Source organism: Pseudooceanicola sp. DL12, from assembly GCF_056270665.1.
In genome coordinates, this window is the sequence record NZ_CM149884.1 from 808,774 (window position 1) to 826,065 (window position 17,292).

Sequence of the window (17,292 nt, forward strand, 5' to 3'; positions counted from 1 at the left end):
GAAATCTCGACCGGATGAAACTTCCGGGGCGGTGACACGTTCTCTTTTCACGACACACGCAACGAAAGGCGGACGTCATGAAAGACCTGAACACCCAGATCACCACCATCAATCCGGCCACCGACAAACCCCTCGACGATTACGTGATGATGAGCGCGACCGAGGCCAAGGCGGCCGTCCAGGCCTGCCACGAGGCCTTCCTCGACTGGCGCCTGGTCTCCCTCGAGGACCGCGCAAAGGTCGTCCGGGCCATCGGCAAGGAGCTGCAGAACAGCAAGGAGGAGCTGGCGCAGCTGATGACCGCCGAGGTGGGCAAGCTGATCGGCGACAGCCGGCAGGAGGTCGACCTCTGCACAGCGATCTGCGATTTCACCGCCGAGAACGGCCCCAGCGACCTTGCCGACGAAGAGCGCAAGATCCCCGGCGGCACCGGCGTCATCACCTATTCCCCCCTGGGCGTGATCTACGGGATCCAGCCCTGGAACTTCCCCTCCTACCAGGTCGTCCGCTATGCCGTGGCCAACCTGATGGCGGGCAACGGCGTACTGCTGAAACACGCCTCGAGCTGCACCGGCTCCGGCCTCTTCCTGCGCGACCTCTTCGAGCGCGCCGGCCTGCCCAAGAACCTCTTCACCGTGCTGGTCATCGACCACGAGACCTCCGACGGCGTGATCGAGAACCCGCTGGTGCGTGGCATCACCCTGACCGGCAGCGACCCGGCCGGCCGCGCCGTGGCCGAGAAGGCCGGCAAGCTGGTCAAGAAGACCGTGCTGGAGCTCGGCTCGAACGACGCCCACCTGGTGCTCGACGATGCCGATCTCGACCGCGCCGTCGAGGGGTGCCTGCAGGGGCGGCTCTACAACAACGGCCAGACCTGCGTGAACGCCAAGCGCTTCGTGGTGACCGACAGGAACTACGACGAGTTCCTGCGCCGCATCACCGAGAAGTTCGCCGCCATCGAGCCGGGTGATCCCACCCGCGACGGCACGAAGCTCGGCCCGATGTCGCGCACCGAACTGCGCGACGAGCTGCACAAGCAGGTGACCGAGAGCGTGAAGAAGGGCGCCCGCGTCCTCGCCGGCGGCGAGGTGCCCGACCGCCCCGGCGCCTGGTACCCGGCCACGGTTCTGGTGGATGTCGCCCCGGGTCAGCCCGCCTATGACGACGAGCTCTTCGGTCCGGTGGCCTCGGTGATCCGCGCCCGCGACGACGAGGATGCGATGCGCATCGCCAACGACAGCCGCTTTGGCCTGGGCGGCGGGATCTATTCCCGCGACGTCAAACGCGCCCGCGAGCTGGCCTCGAAGTATTTCGACACCGGCATGGTCTCGATCAACGGCTACAACGTGGCGATCCCCAACATGCCCTTCGGCGGGGTCAAGGATTCCGGCTATGGCCGCGAGCACGGCGGCTTCGGGATGAAGGAATTCGTCAACGCCAAGTCGCTCTACATCGTGGATTGATCGCTTCGATCCCGCGCCCGGGCCCGCCGCCCGGGTCGATGTCAGCCCCGTCCGGATCTACCGGGCGGGGTTTCGCGTTTGGGGTGGCGCCGGTGCGGGCCATCGAGGCCCACCCCGCCGCCCCCGCCCCATGGGCGGGGGCGCCCAAGCGGCACCGTCACGCCCGGCGGCACGCCGGGCCGCGCCGGACCCTCCCCCTCGGGAGGGCGCATTGGCGATGTCATGACAAGCGGGCCGGGCAGGCGGGCGTGCGTCGCGGAAGTGGAGGCGCGCATTCCATTGCGGGCCGGACACACTGCTGACGCAAGATTGCTTGCCGATGTTGCGTTAGCCGCCCCCTCGGGGCCTGAATAGGCAAGGGCAACAAGCTGCCTGGGAGCCATTCGATGTTGAACTCAATTCTGCACGCGAAAGCTGGGCGGTTTCAGGGCGCTGAAGACCGCGTTGCCTGGAGAGAGACCTTTCGAACTATTGAAGACCACATAACGGCGACGATTTTCGAACGCCTGTCCTACCTCTCGCCATCTCTCGCAATGCGAATTCTTTTCAACGCGACGAAACACCAAGGGCGAAGCGATGCGGAGACAATGTTCAATTGGAAGCTCGTGTCACTCGAGAATATCGAGTTCTGGCCACGCTGGGGTTTCTCCGATGATGGCCGCAAATTTGTCGAGCCGGATGTTTACACGGAGTGGAGCCTCGGCGATCCGGAACGCAGCATGCACATGATTGTGGAAGCGAAGCTTGGACATGCGTCTCAACATTCTGCTCAGTGGAAGTCTCAGCTAAGTGCCTATGTGGTGCAACGCGAGCAAGAGGGTGCCGGCGCCCCCGATATTCTGGGGTTCCTGGCGATAGGCGGCAAGATCAGTTCCCTGCAAGCTTTCGTGGCCGAGGCCCGCTCCGTGAGCAAAGAGGTGCAGGTCGCGTCTTGCGGCTGGCAGGATCTGGCACGTGCCCTCTCCAAGGAGCTGGACGAATGTACCATAGCTCCGGACAGGCGAATTCTTCAGGACATGGTCTATGCCCTCAACCTCTTCGGGTACCTCCATGTGCCCTTCGACAGCGCCCTTCGAAAAATGCCTTTGCTCTCTTTGGATGCGGCGACGGGCTTAGAGGAGTGGAAATGACGGATCGAACTTGGGACGAGAGCTTGGTCAATCTGCGGGTCGCCTATCGTGTGGTCGCGGCCTATCAGAAGCGGGTCCAGTCAATGATGCAAATTGCATCGAGGGAACTGAAGCCTCTGGAGTTCGCCAACTGGTGTGCGACCGAGCATGCGATGGCGCCTCAAAGGAACACCAACCCCAGTGAGAAGTGGGTCTGGGATTTCTTGCCGATGAACAGCTGTATGGTCTGCCTGAACCAAAGCGGGCAGCGGCGTTGGACGGTCCGTAAGGGCGAATGTATCGTTTTCCTCTGGTTTTGTGCCGATCATGCATTCGTGGAGGCAGCGCGCGAAACACCTGGCAAGTCTCCCGACCCACTGACACTTGCTCCGGCCAAATCATCCGAAACGTGCGTGAGCCTTTATGCCTTTCAGTGGCAGGCAGAGCCGCGTGAAATTGATTGCTGGGATGATCTTTGGAACATCGACGACCCTGTAGGCAACGACGCTGGCCCGATGATGAATGCGGACGGTACATGGCGCAGCTTTATGCGTGAGGAAGACCTTTCCAAATTGGAAACGGAGAAACAGTTCACTGACTTCTTGAAGGCTTTCCGCGCCGACATTTCAGCGTTGTTTGGGGACGCCGGCATGAACTGAGGCGTTCTGTCACTGCCTCGCGGGATTTGAGGGGCGAATGCCTTGCCGCGGAAAGTGGAGCGCCTTTCAACAAAAGGTGGTGCCCACGGCATTGGAGCCCCCTCACACCCACTTGCCAAACGCCCCTTTCCCCCGCATATGCTGCGCATCATGACCGATCTTGCGCATATCCGTAACTTCTCCATCGTCGCCCATATCGACCACGGGAAATCCACCCTGGCCGACCGGCTGATTCAATCCACGAACACCGTCTCGGAACGCGAGATGAAGGAGCAGCTGCTCGACGCGATGGATATCGAGCGGGAACGCGGGATCACCATCAAGGCGAACACCGTGCGCATCGAGTATATCGCCGACAACGGCGAGCTCTACGTGCTCAACCTGATCGACACCCCCGGGCACGTCGACTTTGCCTACGAGGTCTCCCGCTCCATGCACGCGGTCGAGGGTTCTCTGCTGGTCGTCGACAGCACCCAGGGCGTCGAGGCCCAGACGCTGGCCAACGTCTACCAGGCGATCGACGCCGACCACGAGATCGTGCCGGTTCTGAACAAGATCGACCTGCCGGCCTCCGAGCCCGAGCGCGTGGCCGAGCAGATCGAGGATGTCATCGGCATCGATGCCTCCGACGCGCTGCTGGTTTCGGCGAAATCGGGCATCGGCATCCACGAGACGCTGGAGGCCATCGTGCACCGGCTGCCCGCGCCCACCGGCGACCGCGACGCGCCGCTCAAGGCGATGCTGGTCGACAGCTGGTACGACCCCTACCTGGGCGTCGTCGTCCTCGTCCGGATCATGGACGGGGTGATGAAGAAGAACGACCGCGTGAAGTTCATGCGCAACGGCACGATCCACCAGATCGACCGCATCGGCGTCTTCCGCCCCGCGATGCAGAACGTCGACGAACTGGGCCCGGGCGAGATCGGCTTCATCACCGCCTCGATCAAGCAGGTGCGCGACACCAAGGTGGGCGACACGATCACCCACGAGAAGAAGGGCGCCGAGACGCCGCTTCCGGGCTTCAAACCCTCGATCCCCGTGGTCTTCTGCGGCCTCTTCCCGGTGGACAGTGCCGAGTTCGAGGACCTCCGCGACGCGATCGAGAAGCTGGCGCTCAACGACGCCTCCTTCAGCTACGAGATGGAAACCTCGGCGGCGCTGGGCTTCGGCTTCCGCTGCGGCTTCCTCGGCCTGCTGCACCTCGAGGTGATCCGCGACCGGCTGGAACGCGAATACGATATCGAGCTGATCACCACGGCGCCCTCGGTGGTCTACCACGTCTACATGAAGGACGGGTCGATGCAGGAGCTGCACAACCCCGCCGACATGCCCGACCTGACCTATGTCGACCACATCGAGGAACCGCGGATCAAGGCCACCATCATGGTGCCCGACGAATACCTCGGCGACGTGCTCAAGCTCTGCCAGGATCGCCGCGGCATCCAGGAAGAGCTGACCTATGCCGGCACCCGCCCGCTGGTGGTCTACGACCTGCCGCTCAACGAGGTGGTCTTCGACTTCTACGACCGGCTGAAATCGGTCACCAAGGGCTATGCCTCCTTCGATTACCACCTGACCGGCTATCGTCAGGACAACCTGGTCAAGATGCAGATCCTGGTGAACGACGAACCCGTCGATGCGCTCTCGATGATGGTGCACCGCGACCGGGCGGAAATGCGCGGCCGGGCGATGTGCGAGAAGCTGAAAGAGCTGATCCCCCGCCACATGTTCAAGATCCCGATCCAGGCGGCCATCGGCGGCAAGGTCATCGCCCGCGAGACCCTCTCGGCCATGCGCAAGGACGTGACGGCGAAGTGCTATGGTGGCGACGCGACGCGGAAACGCAAGCTGCTGGACAAGCAGAAGGCGGGCAAGAAGAAGATGCGGCAGTTCGGCAAGGTCGACATCCCGCAGGAGGCTTTCATCTCCGCCCTGAAGATGGACAATTGATCGTAACTAGCTGGAGGAGCTACGAATTCTGCTCTTCCAGTATGATTGAGATCTGACCATCGGTGCCGGTTGCGATGCCGAAATCTGTGATCCTTTGTGGCGCCACCTCTTCGGTCGGGGGGAAGGTAGGCGGCTGCGTAAATTGGTCTTGTTCGGTAATTTCGGTCGGTACCGATATGGTGCCTTCGTATCCAAGGTCCGTTGCGGTAACGTCATAGAGTGCGCCAATCACCTTCCGATCCGTATTGTATACGGGGATTGCTCGACCAGATGCAAAATCAGCGAGGTTGAAGGGGCCCTCGGGCGATCTGTCACAGGAATCTTTTGACTTTATGAGGGTTTCAATCACGACTTTCGCAGTGGTTCCGTCGCAAAACCGGAAATTTTCAGCATCCGGTTTTGTGCTTGCAGGCGTGATCAGTGTCCCGATCCGAGGACGGTCCGGGTCTGCCAGCCTGTAATGGGTTGTGCCTTTGCTGAGAAAGGTGATCGGAGTTTCTATTACCGCTGTAACAGTAGCCTGCTCTGCTCTCAGTAGCTGAGGGGCTATCATGAGATTTGCGGAAAATATCAGTCCTGATAAGCCCTTAAGGATGTAGTGGCTTCTTTTGGTACGCGTATTACCCATCGGTCCTCTCCGTTTTCGTAAGTTAGCAACAGGAAATGCATGTCTTTTGTTGATATAATGTGGTGTAGCTGCTGCGTCCCTGTGTTCAGATTTAACCGGCTATCCTCTTTGGTCGTCAACTTCACAAGATTGAGGGATCCAATCTGACTTTCGGCGCGCTCTTTTCCGATTTTTGCCGCAGTGAGCCATGTGAAAGTCACGAAACACGCTGACAATGCGAATATGAGTGCTGCAGACCAGGTGAGGGGTCTTGTCGGGATTGTTCGTGTTTGTACCGTTCGCCCTAAAATCAAAATCAGTATAAGAAACAGGAGTACGTTGATTAGCTGGTTCGTTGGATTTTTATAAACATCTGCCAGAACCGTCTTGATGGGAGGTGCGCTATGTACAAATATGTCTTGTATTGAATAGCCAAGTTCCGGGACTTCGATTTCGAATGTCGCATAGTATCCATCAAGGTATGTGTACCCCGTCAAGTATATGAGGGATATTACAGAGGTGAATGCGACGGCGACAAAAGGGGCCATTCGTTAAATCCCGGCGGAATCAGGGTTGTTAATGCAGCTTACAATTGTGGTTCGCTAAAATCACCAAGCACATCCCCGATGACCCCCCAATAAAAAACCGGAGGCTTTCGCCCCCGGCTCGTCACTCACTACCGAAACCCTCGGATCACATCTGCGGCGGCGGGGTCTGGGCCCGCTGCTCGGCTTGGGTCTGTTGCGCTTCGCCCTCGATGGCTTGGCCGGCGTTCTGCATGTCGCGGCCTGCGCCCTCGACCGTTTCGCATGCGCTCAGGGCCATCACGCCCAGCAGGGCCACGGCGGGCAGGAATACCTTTTTCATCTCGTCCTCCGAAAAACGTCTTGTGTTTCAAGGAGTAAACGCCCTGGCCCCCGGCGGGGTTCCATGCGGGTTCCATGCAGATTGCCCGCGGCGCGGCTTTTGGGCCATATCGGCAGTTTTCCGCGAGCAATCCGCGACGGAAGCCCGCAGGCCGGGCGTATGATCTCGAAAGGCGCGCGCAAAAGCCAACAGAGGAACAGCCAATGCCCACCCAATATTCCAGGGCCCAGATCATGCTGCACTGGGCCGTCGTCATCCTTCTTGCCGTACAGTTCATATTTGCCGATGCCATGAGCCATGCCTGGCATGTCAACATGGACAGCGGCATTTTCACCCCCACCGGCGGCGCGATCTTCCATGTTGTCGTCGGCGTGCTGATCGGGTTGCTCGCGCTCTGGCGCGTGCTGCTGCGCTTCACCCATGGCGTGCCCGCCCTGCCGGCGGAAGAGCCCGCCTGGCAGCAGGTGATTGCCCATCTGACGCACTGGGCGCTCTACGCGCTGCTGGTGCTGATGCCGGTGTCGGGCGCCGTGGCCTGGTTCGGCATGGTCGGCCCTGCCGGTGCCGCGCACGAGCTCTTCAAGGTGCTGCTCATCGCGCTGGTGGTGCTGCACGTGGCGGCGGCGATCTATCACCAGCTGGTGCTCAAGACCAACCTGCTGGCCCGGATGCGCCCCGGCGCCTGAGCCGTGCCCCCGGCGATCATCCGGGGCAGAGGCAAGGCGAGCGGCCACCGCACCGGCCGGAAGAGAGGGCCGCCCCGAGGCGGCCCTTTTCCCGTCGGCAATCCTGGCGGGGCAGGGGCCCTGGCTCACGCGGTCTCCAGCACGGCCCTCATCCCGGCCGCGCAAAAGCGGATCAGATCCTGCGGCGCGCGGTCCTGCACGTCACGATCGCCGGCCAGGGCCTCGATCCGCCAGCGGGCGGTTGCCAGCGAGAGCGCGGCGGAGATCGTGTAGACATAGGCGGTTGCCACCGCCTCGCGAGGGGCCTGCGGATAGAGCGCCGAGAGCGCCTCGATGAAGGGCCCGGCCGTCGGGTCGAAACAGGCCTCGCTCATCTCGCGCCAGCGTTCCTCGGTCGAAACGATCGCCACCAGCCGCACATAGGCCATCCACTGGGGGCCGCCGGTCAGCGCCCGTTCGATCATCGGCAGCAGGCAGGCGGCGAGCACCTCGTCGACATCTGCCTGCACTTCTTGCTGCAGGGCGCGGTCCAGCGCCTGCAGGCGCAACGCCATCATCTCGTCGGCGCGCCGCATCACCACCGCGTGGAACAGCTCCTGCTTTGATTCGCCGTGAAACAGCACAGAGGCCGCGGTCGTCTCGGCCTCGCCGGCGATGTCGCGGATCGAAGTGCCGTCAAATCCGTTGAAGGCAAAGAGCAGTTCCGCCGCGTCAAATATCCTCGCGCGTGCCGCAAGTGCCCGTTTTGACAGGGCTCTTTGTCGCTCTTCCGGTTTCGGTGAAACATGTGCCATGAATTTACCTTGCTTTAGGTTGAACGATTGGTCAAGTTAAAGATCCGGAAGAGTTGGGAGGCTCTTCCCATCTCTGGGAGGAGGATCGCGACGTGACGAACGCGACAGCAACGGGCCTGCGCCCGGCCGATCCGGCACAGGATCCGGCCCGAAACGAGGCCTCCGACGCGGGGCGGGGCGCAGAGACTGGATTGGTCCGGACCGAGGGGGAACGGACCGAGGGGCCCCGGACAGGAAAGGCCCGGACGGGCGTGGCACGGGGAGCGCCGCAACCGTCCTGGCCGTCCCTGGCCGAACCGGACCCGGCAGAGGCGCTACCGGAAGACGCCCTGCCGGGTCGGGGCACCACCGCGGGTGCCGCGCAGAAGGAGGAGCTGCGCCGCGTCGCGGTGATCGGAGCGGGGCCGATGGGCTTGGCGGCGGCCAAGACGCTGGCCGAACAGGGCGTGCCCTTCCGGGGGTTCGAACTGCACGGCGATGTCGGCGGTCTCTGGGACATCGACGCGCCCCGCTCCACCATGTACGAGACCGCGCATCTGATCTCCTCGCGGCGGATGACGGAATTTGCCGATTTCCCGATGGAAGACAGCCTGGCCGATTATCCGTCGCACCGCGAGCTCAAGCGTTATTTCCGCGCCTTCGCCGATCACTTCGGCCTGCGCGATCACTACCGCTTCAATGCCGAGGTGCTCTCCTGCGTGCCGCTGGGCGCGCCGGGCGAGGGCTGGCGCGTCACCTGGCGCGAGGAGGGCGAGGAGCACAGCGCGCTCTTCGGCACGGTGATGATCTGCAACGGCACGCTCTCCGAGCCGAACCTGCCGCGCTTTCCCGGCGATTTCTGCGGCGAGCTGATCCATTCGAGCCAGTATCGCCATGCCCATCAGTTCGAGGGCAAGCGGGTGCTGATCGTGGGTGCCGGCAACTCCGGCTGCGATATCGCGGTGGATGCGGTGCATCACGCCGAGGCCGTCGACCTGTCGATGCGGCGGGGCTATTACTTCGTGCCGAAATACGTCTTCGGGCGGCCCACCGACACGCTGGGCGGCGCGATCCGCCTGCCGATGTGGCTGAAACGCCGGGTCGATGGTGCCATCCTGCGGGCCTTCACCGGCCGGCCCGAGCGCCTCGGCTTTCCAAAACCCGATTATGCCCTCTACGAGAGCCACCCGGTGGTGAATTCCCTGGTGACCTTCCACGCAGGGCACGGCGACATCGGCATCCGGCCGGATATCGCCGACATCTCCGGGCAGACGGTCACCTTCACCGACGGCACCACCGGCAGCTACGACATGATCCTGGCGGCCACCGGCTACCGGCTGCACTATCCGTTCATCGACCGCGAGCTGCTCAACTGGCAGGGCCACGCGCCGCATCTCTTCCTCAACTGCATGCACCCCGCGCGCGATGATCTCTTCGTCATGGGCATGGTCGAGGCCTCCGGCCTCGGCTGGCAGGGCCGCCACGAGCAGGCCGAGATGGTCGCCCGCTACATCGCGGGCCTGCGTAGCGGCAACGTCGCCGCCCGCGCGATCCACGACGAAAAGGCCCGCGGCTTCACCCGCGCCACCGGCGGCATGTCCTACATCGACCTGCCCCGCATGGCCTATTACGTCGACAAGGCCACCTATCGCCGCGCCGTCACCCGCCGCATCGACGCGCTGAAACAGGCGGCTCCATGACCGATCTCGATCTCATCCGCCTGAACTTCAGCCCCGGCTCGCTCGCCCTGCTCAACGGCGTCCTCGCCGTGGTCATGTTCGCCATCGCCCTCGACATCGACCCCCGCGCCTTCCGGCAGCTGGCGCGCCGCCCGCGCCCGGTCATCGCCGGCATGATCTCCCAGTTCATCGTTCTGCCGGTGCTCACCTTCGCGCTGATCCTGCTGGTGCAGCCGCGCCCTTCCATCGCCCTCGGCCTCATCCTCGTGGCCGCCTGCCCGGGCGGCAACATCTCCAATTTCCTCACCCACCGCGCCGGCGGCAATACCGCGCTCTCGGTCTCCATGACCGCCATCGCCACCATGGCCGCGGTGGTGATGACCCCGCTCAACATCTCCTTCTGGGGCGGCCTCTATCCCCCCACCAGAGAGCTGCTGCAGATCATCCACATCGACCCGATGCGCATGGCCCTGATCGTCTTCTTCATGCTGCTGCTGCCGCTCGCCGCCGGCATGGCGCTGGCCGCCCGCGCGCCCCGGCTCGCCGCCCGCCTGCGCCGCCCTTTGCAGACGCTTTCGATGGTGATCTTCCTCGCCTTCATCGTCATCGCTCTGGCCGGCAACTTCTCCTTCTTCCTGCATTACGCCTGGATGGTTGCGGGCCTCGTCGTGGCCCATAACGCGCTCGCCTTCTCCGGCGGCTTCGGCACGGCAACCCTCTTCCGCCTGTCCGCCTTCGACCGCCGCGCCATCACCATGGAAACCGGGATCCAGAACTCGGGCCTGGGCCTGATCCTGATCTTCTCCTTCTTCGGCGGCCTCGGCGGCATGGCCGTGGTCGCGGCCTTCTGGGGCATGTGGCATGCCGTTGCTGGCCTCGCCCTCGCCACCCTCTGGCGCCGCCGCCCGCTGCCCCGCCCGGTAAAGCGCGAGGTGACCGCATGAGCAATAATCGCACCACCGAACGCCGCCCGCTGCCGGCCTCGCTCGGGCGCGCCCTGCAGGGCAATCCCGATGGCGGCATCCTGATCACCGGCGCCGCCGGCATGGTGGGGCAGGCGCTGCTCGACCAGATCGGCAGCCTCGGCCTCTCGAACACTGTCCAGGGTCCCGTCCACGCCACCGACATCCGTGCGCCGCTGGTGCTGCCGCAGGGCTCGGCCTTCCACACGCTCGATGTCACCGGCGGCGATGCCGATCGCGTCATCGCGCGCCTGCGGCCGCGGGTGGTGGTGCACCTGGCCTCCATCGTCACCCCGCCAAAGGGCTCGACCCGCGCCTGGGAATACCAGGTGGATGTCGAGGGCACCCGCCGCGTGCTGACCGCCTGCATCGCCCATGGCGTCGAACGGCTCGTGGTCACCTCCTCGGGGGCGGCCTATGGCTATCACGCCGACAACCCCGTGCCCCTCACCGAGGGCTGCGCCCTGCGCGGCAACCCGGAGTTTGCCTATTCCGATCACAAGCGCCAGGTCGAGGAGCTGCTCGCCCGCGCCCGTAAGAACGCGCCGCAGCTCGAACAGGTGGTGCTGCGCGTGGGCACGGTGCTGGGCGCCGGGGTTGAAAACCAGATCACCGCGCTCTTCCACAAGCCGCGCCTGCTCGCCATCCGCGGCAGCGACAGCCCCTTCGTCTTCATCTGGACGGAAGACCTCGCCCGGATCCTGCTGCGCGCGGCCACCGACGGGCCGTCGGGCATCTACAACGTCGCCGCCGACGGGCGCATGACCATGGCCGACCTGGCGCGCGCCATGGGCAAGCCGCTGGTGCGCCTGCCCGCGGGCGTGCTGCGCCGGGGGCTGGCGCTGGCCCGGCCGCTGCGCCTGTCGCGCTACGGGCCGGAGCAGGTGGGCTTCCTGCAATACCGCCCCGTGCTCGACAACACCGCCCTGAAACGCGACTTCGGCTATCAGCCAGAGCTCGACGCCGCCGCCGTCTTCGACCTCTGGCGCCGTGCCGCCCTGCCGTGACGCCACCCCATTTCCACACCAGTACCAGTGACCCTTTTGATGCCAGCCTCCATGACCCACAGCTCCGCCGATCATTCCGAACATGCCGCTGACCGGCGCGGTACGGCCCCTCGCCACGGGCGCACCGCCGTGATCACCGGCGGCGCCGGCGGCCTCGGTCGTGCGCTGGCCGCGGGGCTGATCGAACGGGGCTGGCATTGCGCCCTGGTCGACCTGCCGGGCGCGGCGCTCGACAACGCCGCCAGCCCCCATATCGGCCCCGATATCAGTCTCTGGCCCTGCGACCTGACCGATGCCGCCGCCCTCCACGCGAGCTGCGCCGCGATCCGCGCCGCGCGGCCCTCGATCGACATGGTGATCTACAACGCCGGGGTCACGATGATCGCCGATTTCGCCGACAGCGACCCCGCCGCCCATCGCCGGCTGTTCGAGGTCAACTACTTCGCCGCCGTCGCCATGGCCGCGGCCTTCCTGCCCGACCTGCGCGCGGCCGGCGGCATCCACCTGGCAATCTCCTCGGTGGCGGGGTTCTCGCCGCTGACCCGGCGCACCGCCTATGCCGCCTCGAAACATGCGCTCGAAGGGTTCTTCCATTCCCTGCGGTCCGAGGAGGCGCCCCATGGCGTGCGCGTGGTCATCGCCGCGCCTTCCTTCGTGGCCACCAATCCCGATGCCGCGGATCCCGGCGCGGGGCAGGGCGGCATCGGCCGCCCCGGCGCCGCCGCCGACGGCATGGACTACATGAGCCCCGCCGCCGCCGCCCGGGTGATCCTGCGCGGCCTTTCCCATGATGTGACGATGATCCCCGTGGGCCGCGTGGCGCGGCTCGCCTGGTATCTCCAGCGTCTTTCGCCCCGGTTGATGGAGCGGGCCATGGTCCGCAACATCCGCCGTGCCGCGCCGCGCTCCGCCGCGCGCTAGGGCCCCCATCCGGCAGGCTCCACCTGGGGAGGTGAGCGGCGGCGGCGCCCTGATCGCGCCCCCGCTCAGGAGTCGCCGGCCAGGCGCCGGGCAGGGCAGGTTGCGCCCGCCCGGCGCCGAATCTTCCCGCGTCCGCCGCGCCTTTCCCGGTCGCTTTCGCCGATCGCGCTTCCGGGGCGCTCTTTCGGGGCGCTCTTTCGGGGTGTCGTCAGTCGCCCTTGTACAGCATGGCCAGGCTCTCGGCCTCGGTCAGGTCCTCGCTGCCATAGGGCACCCAGGCCACGTATTCCATTTTCGCCTTGGCGCGTTTCCAGGTCTGGTAATCGCGTTCCTGCTTGCGGGCATATTCCTCGGTGTCCCAGCGCAGCAGAGTTTCCAGCGCCTTCACCTGGCTCATCGGGATCACCGCGCCCACGTGGCGCCCGTGCCGGGTCAGCCAGATGTGGCCGCCCATGTCGTTCATCCAGCGCAGCTCTTTATTTGCGGTTTCGCGAAATTTTGTCACCGACATGGTCTTCAGATGGGGCAATTGCACGGGTGGCTCTCCGGTTGCTCTGGGCCGGGTCGGGGCTTCGGTCCCGCAATCGGGCGAAAAAGGACCGATGCCCCGATTCCGGGCGTTTTCGGGCCCGTTTCGGGGGTAGGGGATCGGCCCCGTTTCCCCCCCGATTCGGTCCTGATCCATCCTGGCCGCTGCGTCGGTTCAGGGGCTTAAGGCCCCGTGCGGCGCCTTCGGATTAACTCTTTCAAAGATGAGTCGCCGGTGCGAAATCTGATCCTGATCAAGGTTAATCGCGGCTGCGGGGCCTAGACTAGGGACATAGGAAAGGAGGCTCCCCATGCAAATTCCCGAAGCGCCGCTCTTCATCCTGATGGCCGTCGCCCTGTCCAGCGGCCTTGAAACGGCCCTGTTTTCAACAGGTTACGCGAACGTGCCGGCCTTCGTTCTGGCCTATGCCGGCTCTTTCGCCCTGGCCCGTCCGCTGGCGCGGCAGGCGATCCGCGTGGTCGAGCGAGACGGTTAACTCTCGGCCTTGTCCCCGTGGCGGAGGTATTCCGCCACGATGGCCTCGAACTCCCGCGGCTTCTCCGCATGCAGCCAGTGCCCCGCGCCGGGGATTTTCGCGAACCGGGCGTTGGGGAACAACTCTTTGATATGGCTGCGATATTCCGGCTTCATATAGCGGCTTTCCCCGCCTGAAAGGAACAGGGTGGGGCCCTCGTAGGGGCCTTTTAGATCCTCCGGAAAGCCGGTGATCAGGTCCATCTGGTCTTCCAGCACATCCAGGTTCAGGCGCCATTTTTTCTCTTGGACATCAAGGCTTTGCGTGAAAAAGCTCTGCAATGCGCGTTCAACGCTCGCCGCAGCCAGCTGCTGTTCCGCATCCGAGCGTCTGTTAACCTTCTGCAGGTCCACGCTTTTCATCGCATCAATAAATTCCTGCTGCGAATGCCGGTACGTCACCGGCGCGATGTCCGCCACCACCAACCGCGCCACCTTCTCCGGGTAGAGCATCGCCAGCACCATCGACGCCTTCCCTCCCATCGAGTGCCCCAGCACGTCGCATGGTCGCCCTTCCGTGTCGATCACCTCGGCCAGATCGGCGGCCATGTCCGGGTAGGATTGCGAGGGATTCCTGAAGGAATTCCCATGGTTGCGCATGTCCACGCAGATGACTTGCCGCTCCGAGGAGAGCCGTTTCGCGATCACGCCCCAGTTCCGCCCAGAGCCGAAGAGGCCATGGACGATCACGAGGGGGGCAGGTGCGGCGGGGCCGTCATGGCGGATCACGTTCAGCATGATGCAGGAATAGCCAAGCCGGCGGATCGCCACCAGAGGTATTGCCGCTGATATTGGCCCCGCCGCCGCGCTGCGCTAGATTGCCCGCCAGGGTCCGGGAGTTAACGATGTTCGACGAAGCTCAGTTTCGCACCGAAGTGGAAAAGCTGGAGCGCAACCTCCGCAAGAAGCTGAACCGCAAGGACGGCAGCTTTGCTGAACTGGTTGCACAGGCCGGGCGCCGGTTGCCCCGCTATGCACGCAGTTCCGCGGAAAAGATCATTGAAGCACAGACGCTTGATGAGCATCCGAAGCTGTCGCGACAGGTTGATCACAGCAAGCTGAAGGCCCCAGTTCGGAAGATGGGTGTCGCGGTGGACGCCTATGATCCACGCGATCGTAAGATCGGACTGACGCTCGACGTGCTTTCCTCGATCGCCTTTAACCTTCTGCTGCTTGCGGTCCTGCTTGTGGTGATGACCCGCTACGTGATCCCGGGCTGAAGGGCGCGTGGCGCAGGGCGTCGCGCAGGACCAGCGTGACGGTTGTGAAGCTGACGAAGAAGAGCAGGTACCAAGAGCCCATTTTCTGCAGGGACACGAACTGGAACCGATCCTGTCCGGGATAGGCCCAGGTGCCGGTGACCGTGCCGATGTTCTCAGCGATCCAGAGCGCGACCGCGATGGCGAGCGCCGCGAGCGGGAAGGGCATCCAGAGCCACTTCTCTCCGATGCGGAACCACATCCGTGTGCGCAGGAAAAGCAGCAGGCTCGCCGCGAAGAGCGCCAGCCGGATGTCCGGCAAATAGTTGTTCGCCATGAAGTTGCCATAGATGGCCACGGCCAGCACGACGCTTGTCCAATAGGGCGGATAGGGGGCAAAGACGGCGTCGAAGGAACGGGTGACCCGGGCAATGTAGCTGCCGACCGAGGCATACATGAAGCCGGTAAAGAGCGGCACGTTGAACACCTTGAAAACCCCCGCTTCGGGATAATGCCAGCTGCCGTGGTTGACCTTGAACCACTCCATCGCCGTGCCGGTAAAGTGAAACAACAGGATAACCAGGGCCTCCTGCGGGGTTTCCAGCCTGGTTGCCAGCAGGATGATTTGGGTGGTTACGGCGATCAGGAACAATGCGTCGTAGCGCGCCAGGGGCCAGTCGGGCTGCCAGATGGCACGGGAGATCAGGATCGACCCGAGGATGATAATGGCAAAAAGCGCGGCCCAGAGCTGCTTGGCGACAAAGATCGTAAGGCCGGCCCAGAAAGGCGGCAGAAGAGTGCGAACCCGTCGGGCGGCACGCTGTGAAAAGGCATCAGGGGCTAGATCCGTCATGCCCCGCTTTTCGCTGCCGCACCGGCCTCTGTCCAGCGTTTCAGGCGGGCTCAGTCGAACTTGGCAGAGGGCGCCAGGACCGTGGCCTCTCCGATCAGCACCTTCTTGCCGTCGACCATGCACCTGCAATCGAGTTGCACACGGCGCTTGCCATGGTCGATGCCGATCACCTCGACCTCTGCGGTAACCATGTCGCCCGGGCGAACCGGGGCTAGGAATTTCAGCGATTGCCCCATGTAGACCGTGCCATGTCCGGGCAGCTGTTCGCCGATCACGGCGGAAACGAGCCCTGCGGTCAGCATACCATGGGCGATCCGGCCACCGAAGATCGTGTCGCGGGCATAGTCGTCATCGAGGTGAACCGGGTTCCTGTCCGTCGAGACCTTCGAGAACATTTCGATGTCCTCGTCGGTCACGACTTTTCTCAGGTGACGGGTCATGCCCATCTCGATGTCTTCGATGCAGATCGTACCGCGCGGGAAGTTATCCAACATCCGCCCCTCCATGAAATCGAGAGAGTAATATTGCGGCGAATGAATCGCCTTTAGCGTAACAATATTACTTTGCGGACGCAGAAAGCAACCCTGCTTTCGTCTTATCTCAGCTTGCCTATGGAGAAGGTAGGCTCGATTCGTTCCTGTTTGATGAACGCCGCGAGCGCTTCCGGGTCGGGCTGCTCCTCGGTGCGGGTTTCTTCGGCCGCCAGGCCCCCGGTGATGAAGAGTGAGTCGATCCCCTCTCCAATCGCGCCCTCGATGTCGGTGTGAATCCCGTCGCCGATGGCCAGGATCCGGGCGTTCTTCGCATCGGCGTGGATCTCTGACAGGCGAATGTGTGCCAGATCGTAGATCGGCGGATGCGGCTTGCCGAAATAGAGGCTCTCGCCCCCCATCTCGGAATAGAGCTGCGCCACAGCGCCGGCACACCATTCGCGGTGATCTCCGCGGTCGACGACGATATCCGGGTTGGCGCAGAGCAGTTTCAGCCCGCGGGTCTTGGCCAGCAGCAGTTGCGGGCGCAGCACAGAAGGATCTGCCATGGCATCGAAGGGGCCGGTGCAGACGATGCCCTCGGCCTCTTCCAGGGGCACGATGGTGATTTCGTCCGGGTTTTCCTGGATGTTGAGGGGCTTGAAGAAGGTCTTTTCCTGCTCAACGCCGATGAAATAGACCTTGTCGCCCACGGCTCCGTCATAGAGTGCGGCCCGGGCACTGTCACCGGAAGTGGCAATCATGTCCCAGGCATCACGGGCCACGCCGAAATCTTCGGTGATCTGGGCTTCGACCTGTGCCCGCGGCCGGGGGGAGTTGGTGACGAGAACGACCTTCTTGCCCTCGGACCGGACCTTTTGCAGGGCTGCGACGGCCTCGGGCAGGGCGTGGACGCCGTTGTGCACGCAGCCCCAGAGATCGACGAAGAAGGCGTCGTAGTCGTCAGAGATTTCGGCGAGGGAGGAAACGATCCGGGTCATGAAATATCCTTGGGGCAAAGGGC

Annotated in this window: 19 protein-coding genes; 11 read left to right on the forward strand and 8 right to left on the reverse strand. The window is 63.8% G+C overall.

What is annotated here, in order from left to right; translation table 11 throughout:
- Window positions 1-77: 77 nt before the first annotated feature.
- From AC0WR5_RS03750 to lepA, 4 genes are all read left to right on the forward strand, one after another.
- A complete protein-coding gene (locus tag AC0WR5_RS03750; protein ID WP_475867030.1) occupies window positions 78-1,463 on the forward strand; it encodes an NAD-dependent succinate-semialdehyde dehydrogenase in 1,386 nt (461 codons plus the stop codon).
- Between the two features lie 386 nt (window positions 1,464-1,849).
- Window positions 1,850-2,593 (forward strand): hypothetical protein, encoded by a 744-nt coding sequence (locus tag AC0WR5_RS03755; protein ID WP_475867031.1) that lies wholly within the window; start codon window positions 1,850-1,852, stop codon window positions 2,591-2,593.
- Window positions 2,590-3,231 carry a hypothetical protein gene (locus AC0WR5_RS03760; protein ID WP_475867033.1) on the forward strand — a complete coding sequence of 214 codons (642 nt, stop codon included), beginning with the start codon at window positions 2,590-2,592 and terminating at the stop codon, window positions 3,229-3,231. The genes AC0WR5_RS03755 and AC0WR5_RS03760 overlap by 4 nt, the downstream gene beginning before the upstream one ends.
- A 150-nt stretch (window positions 3,232-3,381) precedes the next feature.
- Window positions 3,382-5,181, forward strand: coding sequence for a translation elongation factor 4 (lepA, locus tag AC0WR5_RS03765; RefSeq protein ID WP_475867035.1), 1,800 nt, complete (start codon window positions 3,382-3,384; stop codon window positions 5,179-5,181).
- A 19-nt stretch (window positions 5,182-5,200) separates the two neighbouring features.
- Here the strand turns inward: lepA and AC0WR5_RS03770 are convergent, their stop codons facing one another.
- Window positions 5,201-5,809, reverse strand: coding sequence for a hypothetical protein (locus AC0WR5_RS03770; RefSeq protein WP_475867037.1), 609 nt, complete (start codon window positions 5,807-5,809; stop codon window positions 5,201-5,203).
- A gap of 672 nt (window positions 5,810-6,481) precedes the next feature.
- Window positions 6,482-6,655, reverse strand: a complete 174-nt coding sequence (locus tag AC0WR5_RS03775) for an entericidin A/B family lipoprotein (RefSeq protein WP_475867039.1) — start codon at window positions 6,653-6,655, stop codon at window positions 6,482-6,484.
- 203 nt (window positions 6,656-6,858) lie between these two features.
- On the opposite strand from AC0WR5_RS03775, the gene AC0WR5_RS03780 reads away from it, so the two are divergent.
- Window positions 6,859-7,341, forward strand: coding sequence for a cytochrome b (locus tag AC0WR5_RS03780; RefSeq protein ID WP_475867041.1), 483 nt, complete (start codon window positions 6,859-6,861; stop codon window positions 7,339-7,341).
- Window positions 7,342-7,466: 125 nt separating this feature from the next.
- Here AC0WR5_RS03780 and AC0WR5_RS03785 read toward each other — a convergent pair whose 3' ends face one another.
- Window positions 7,467-8,135 (reverse strand): TetR/AcrR family transcriptional regulator, encoded by a 669-nt coding sequence (locus AC0WR5_RS03785; protein WP_475867043.1) that lies wholly within the window; start codon window positions 8,133-8,135, stop codon window positions 7,467-7,469.
- A gap of 92 nt (window positions 8,136-8,227) precedes the next feature.
- Here AC0WR5_RS03785 and AC0WR5_RS03790 point away from each other — a divergent pair, with 92 nt between their 5' ends.
- The 4 genes from AC0WR5_RS03790 to AC0WR5_RS03805 are packed head-to-tail and all read left to right on the forward strand — an operon-like array spanning window position 8,228 to window position 12,683.
- The gene (locus AC0WR5_RS03790) at window positions 8,228-9,814 is read left to right on the forward strand and encodes a flavin-containing monooxygenase (RefSeq protein WP_475867045.1); all 1,587 of its coding nucleotides are present in this window, start codon (window positions 8,228-8,230) and stop codon (window positions 9,812-9,814) included.
- Window positions 9,811-10,737 carry a bile acid:sodium symporter family protein gene (locus AC0WR5_RS03795; protein WP_475867047.1) on the forward strand — a complete coding sequence of 309 codons (927 nt, stop codon included), beginning with the start codon at window positions 9,811-9,813 and terminating at the stop codon, window positions 10,735-10,737. The genes AC0WR5_RS03790 and AC0WR5_RS03795 overlap by 4 nt, the downstream gene beginning before the upstream one ends.
- Entirely contained in the window at window positions 10,734-11,762 is a 1,029-nt protein-coding gene (locus AC0WR5_RS03800) for an SDR family oxidoreductase (protein ID WP_475867049.1), read from the forward strand. The genes AC0WR5_RS03795 and AC0WR5_RS03800 overlap by 4 nt, the downstream gene beginning before the upstream one ends.
- Before the next feature lie 51 nt (window positions 11,763-11,813).
- The gene (locus AC0WR5_RS03805; RefSeq protein ID WP_475867051.1) at window positions 11,814-12,683 is read left to right on the forward strand and encodes an SDR family NAD(P)-dependent oxidoreductase; all 870 of its coding nucleotides are present in this window, start codon (window positions 11,814-11,816) and stop codon (window positions 12,681-12,683) included.
- Between the two features lie 208 nt (window positions 12,684-12,891).
- Here AC0WR5_RS03805 and AC0WR5_RS03810 read toward each other — a convergent pair whose 3' ends face one another.
- The gene (locus AC0WR5_RS03810; RefSeq protein WP_475867053.1) at window positions 12,892-13,218 is read right to left on the reverse strand and encodes a hypothetical protein; all 327 of its coding nucleotides are present in this window, start codon (window positions 13,216-13,218) and stop codon (window positions 12,892-12,894) included.
- Between the two features lie 304 nt (window positions 13,219-13,522).
- Between AC0WR5_RS03810 and AC0WR5_RS03815 the strand changes: the two genes are divergently transcribed.
- The gene (locus AC0WR5_RS03815) at window positions 13,523-13,708 is read left to right on the forward strand and encodes a hypothetical protein (protein WP_475867055.1); all 186 of its coding nucleotides are present in this window, start codon (window positions 13,523-13,525) and stop codon (window positions 13,706-13,708) included.
- Here AC0WR5_RS03815 and AC0WR5_RS03820 read toward each other — a convergent pair.
- A complete protein-coding gene (locus AC0WR5_RS03820) occupies window positions 13,705-14,484 on the reverse strand; it encodes an alpha/beta fold hydrolase (protein ID WP_475867057.1) in 780 nt (259 codons plus the stop codon). The two genes, AC0WR5_RS03815 and AC0WR5_RS03820, sit on opposite strands and share 4 nt — an antisense overlap.
- 107 nt (window positions 14,485-14,591) lie before the next feature.
- Between AC0WR5_RS03820 and AC0WR5_RS03825 the strand changes: the two genes are divergently transcribed.
- Window positions 14,592-14,966: a hypothetical protein gene (locus AC0WR5_RS03825; RefSeq protein ID WP_475867059.1), complete on the forward strand. Its 375-nt coding sequence runs from the start codon at window positions 14,592-14,594 to the stop codon at window positions 14,964-14,966.
- Here the strand turns inward: AC0WR5_RS03825 and AC0WR5_RS03830 are convergent.
- The 3 genes from AC0WR5_RS03830 to AC0WR5_RS03840 form a co-directional block, all read right to left on the reverse strand.
- Window positions 14,905-15,798 (reverse strand): DUF817 domain-containing protein, encoded by an 894-nt coding sequence (locus AC0WR5_RS03830; protein WP_475867061.1) that lies wholly within the window; start codon window positions 15,796-15,798, stop codon window positions 14,905-14,907. The genes AC0WR5_RS03825 and AC0WR5_RS03830 overlap by 62 nt on opposite strands.
- 50 nt (window positions 15,799-15,848) lie before the next feature.
- The gene (locus AC0WR5_RS03835; RefSeq protein WP_475867063.1) at window positions 15,849-16,292 is read right to left on the reverse strand and encodes a MaoC family dehydratase; all 444 of its coding nucleotides are present in this window, start codon (window positions 16,290-16,292) and stop codon (window positions 15,849-15,851) included.
- Between the two features lie 101 nt (window positions 16,293-16,393).
- Entirely contained in the window at window positions 16,394-17,269 is an 876-nt protein-coding gene (locus tag AC0WR5_RS03840; RefSeq protein WP_475867065.1) for a TIGR01459 family HAD-type hydrolase, read from the reverse strand.
- Window positions 17,270-17,292: the final 23 nt, after the last annotated feature.